This window comes from Pseudorhodobacter sp. (assembly GCF_030452865.1).
Lineage (GTDB): Bacteria > Pseudomonadota > Alphaproteobacteria > Rhodobacterales > Rhodobacteraceae > Pseudorhodobacter.
Genome location: NZ_JAKDLJ010000391.1, coordinates 1 through 3,280, shown reverse-complemented (window position 1 = coordinate 3,280; position 3,280 = coordinate 1). Strand labels below are relative to the sequence as shown.

The following is a 3,280-nucleotide window of genomic DNA, read 5'->3' as shown; positions in this document are numbered from 1 at the left end:
GGCATGCCCCTCCATCGCCGTCAGGTCACCTTCCGCGCCCGGAATTTGCACCTCTACCGCCTGAAAGGAGGCAAGCCGCTTTTCCGGTGACACGAGGTCGAATTGCAAAGTCGCGGCCATGTCGCCCCCTTATGCCGCAGCCGCAGCAAGCCGCTGCGCTTTGGCCTTCACTTCTTCGATACCGCCGACCATGTAGAAGGCCGCTTCTGGCAAATGATCATATTCGCCCGCCACAACCGCCTTGAACGAGGCGATGGTTTCTTCCAACGGAACCTGCTTGCCATCCGCGCCGGTGAACACCTTTGCCACGTCGAACGGCTGGCTCAGGAAACGCTCGATCTTGCGGGCGCGCGCCACGGCCACTTTGTCGTCTTCCGACAATTCGTCCATGCCCAAGATAGCGATGATATCCTGCAACGATTTATAGCGCTGCAAGATCTGCTGCACCGAGGTCGCAACACCGTAATGCTCCTCCCCGATGATCAGCGGGTCAAGCAGGCGCGAGGTGGAGCCAAGCGGGTCAACCGCCGGATAGATGCCTTTTTCTGAGATCGAACGGTCCAGAACCGTCGTCGCGTCGAGGTGCGCGAACGAGGTTGCAGGTGCCGGGTCGGTCAAGTCATCGGCCGGAACGTATACGGCCTGAACCGACGTAATCGAGCCGTTCTTCGTGGAGGTGATGCGTTCCTGCATCGCCCCCATGTCGGTCGCCAGCGTCGGCTGATAGCCCACAGCAGAGGGGATACGCCCCAGCAAAGCCGACACTTCCGAACCCGCTTGGGTAAAGCGGAAGATGTTGTCAACAAAGAACAAAACGTCCGACCCGGTATCATCACGGAACTGTTCGGCCAGCGTCAGACCCGACAAAGCCACCCGCATCCGCGCGCCCGGAGGCTCGTTCATCTGGCCGTAAACCAACGCGATTTTCGACTTCGACAGGTCTTCAAGGTCGATAACACCGGATTCAATCATTTCATGGTAAAGGTCGTTGCCTTCACGGGTACGTTCGCCCACGCCCGCAAACACCGACACGCCGGAGTGAACCTTGGCGATGTTGTTGATCAATTCCATGATCAACACGGTTTTACCCACGCCCGCACCGCCGAACAGCCCGATTTTACCACCCTTGGTATAGGGGGCAAGAAGATCGATCACCTTGATGCCAGTCACCAGAATTTCAGTTTCGGTCGACTGCTCGGCAAAGCTCGGGGCCTCGCCGTGGATCGAACGCCGCTCTTTGGAGACAACCGGGCCTTTTTCGTCTACCGGGTCGCCGGTCACGTTCATGATGCGGCCCAATGTGGCCGACCCAACCGGAACCGAAATAGGCGCGCCGGTGTCGGTGACGCCTTCGCCGCGCACCAAGCCTTCGGTCGCGTCCATCGCAATCGCGCGCACGGTGGACTCCCCGAGATGCTGCGCTACTTCAAGGATCAACTTCTTGCCGTTGTTGCTGGTTTCCAGTGCGTTCAGGATGGCCGGCAGGTCACCCTCGAACTGCACGTCGACAACCGCGCCGATCACCTGAGTAATCTTGCCAGCGGCCTTTGTTGGTGCTTTCGCCATGTCAAATCTCCGTTAAGCGGGTCAGAGCGCCTCAGCGCCCGAGATGATTTCGATAAGTTCTTTGGTGATCGCAGCCTGACGCGAGCGGTTGTAGATCGTCGTATATTTGTCGATCATATCGCCGGCGTTGCGCGTTGCGTTGTCCATCGCACTCATCCGGGCGCCTTGTTCCGAGGCCCCGTTTTCAAGCAAGGCGGTGAAAACCTGCGTCGCCACACCGCGCGGCAAAAGATCGGCCAATACGCCTTCTTCTGACGGCTCATAATCGTAAAGTGCTGTCGCGCCGCCGGTTTCCGCAGCTTCATAGCTGGCGGGAATAACCTGTTGCGCGGTCGGAACCTGGCTGATAACCGATTGGAAGCGGTTGTAGAACAGCGTTGCCACGTCAAATTCCCCCGCGTCGAAACGCTGAAGGATGTCCTTGGCAATCGACTGGGCCTCAGAGTAGCCGACCCGTTTCACCTCCGACAGGTCAACATGCCCGATCAGATGCGCCGAAAGATCCCGCCGCAACTGTTCACGGCCTTTCTTGCCGACGGTCAGAATCTTGATGGTCTTGCCCTGCGCCAGCAACTCATTCGCCCGCACCCGCGCCATGCGCACGATGGAGGAGTTGAAGCCACCGCACAGCCCGCGTTCGGCTGTCATCACGACGAGCAGATGCACTTTGTCCGCACCGGTTCCGGCCAGAAGTCGGGGCGCAGAGGCGGACCCGCCAACCGAGGCCGAAAGCCCGGCCATCACGGCATTCATCCGCTCGGCATAGGGGCGGCCCGCTTCGGCAGCTTCCTGCGCGCGGCGAAGTTTCGCCGCGGCAACCATTTGCATGGCTTTGGTGATCTTGCGAGTATTCTTGATACTCGTGATCTTGTTTTTTAAGACCTTCAGGCTCGGCATTTACCTACCTCTCAGGCGAAATCTTTGGCGTATGCGTTCAACGCGGCTTTGATCTTGTCCTCAAGCTCACCCTTCACCTTGCGGTCGTTGTTGGTGATATCGGCCAACAAATCCGCATGGTTCGACCGCAGATGTTTCAACATGCCCGCCTCATAACGGCCCACGTCTTTCACCGCGATCTTGTCGAGGTAACCCTTGGTGCCCGCAAAGATCACGCAAACGATTTCCGCGCCGGTCAGCGGCGAATACTGCGGCTGCTTCATCAGCTCGGTCAGACGCGCACCACGGTTCAGCAGCGCCTGGGTCGAGGCATCGAGGTCCGACCCGAACTGCGCAAAGGCCGCCATTTCGCGGTATTGCGCCAGTTCCAGTTTGACCGGGCCGGCAACCGATTTCATTGCATCGGTCTGCGCCGATGAGCCAACCCGCGACACTGACAGACCGGTGTTCACAGCCGGGCGAATGCCCTGATAGAACAATTCGGTTTCAAGGAAAATCTGACCATCGGTGATCGAGATCACGTTGGTCGGAATAAACGCGGAAACATCGCCGCCTTGGGTTTCAATGATCGGCAGCGCCGTCAAAGACCCCGAACCATGCTCTGCGTTCAATTTTGCCGAACGCTCCAACAGGCGGGAGTGCAGATAGAAAACGTCACCCGGATAGGCTTCACGCCCCGGCGGACGGCGCAGCAACAGCGACATCTGGCGATAAGACACGGCCTGCTTGGACAGATCATCATAAATGATCAGCGCATGGCGGCCATTGTCACGGTAATATTCAGCAATCGAAGTCGCTGCGTAGGGTGCCAAGAACT

Annotated in this window: 2 protein-coding genes and 2 pseudogenes; all 4 read right to left on the bottom strand. The window is 58.6% G+C overall.

From position 1 onward, the window contains the following. A pseudogene (locus L0H65_RS16900) lies at positions 1-120 on the bottom strand (F0F1 ATP synthase subunit epsilon); the annotation flags it as partial. A gap of 9 nt (positions 121-129) precedes the next feature. Next, on the bottom strand, positions 130-1,566 hold the full coding sequence (atpD, locus tag L0H65_RS16895; RefSeq protein ID WP_301460396.1) for a F0F1 ATP synthase subunit beta: 1,437 nt from the start codon (positions 1,564-1,566) through the stop codon (positions 130-132). A 21-nt stretch (positions 1,567-1,587) separates the two neighbouring features. Next, the gene (locus L0H65_RS16890) at positions 1,588-2,463 is read right to left on the bottom strand and encodes a F0F1 ATP synthase subunit gamma (protein ID WP_301460395.1); all 876 of its coding nucleotides are present in this window, start codon (positions 2,461-2,463) and stop codon (positions 1,588-1,590) included. A gap of 11 nt (positions 2,464-2,474) precedes the next feature. Continuing rightward, positions 2,475-3,280: pseudogene (locus tag L0H65_RS16885) on the bottom strand (F0F1 ATP synthase subunit alpha); the annotation flags it as partial.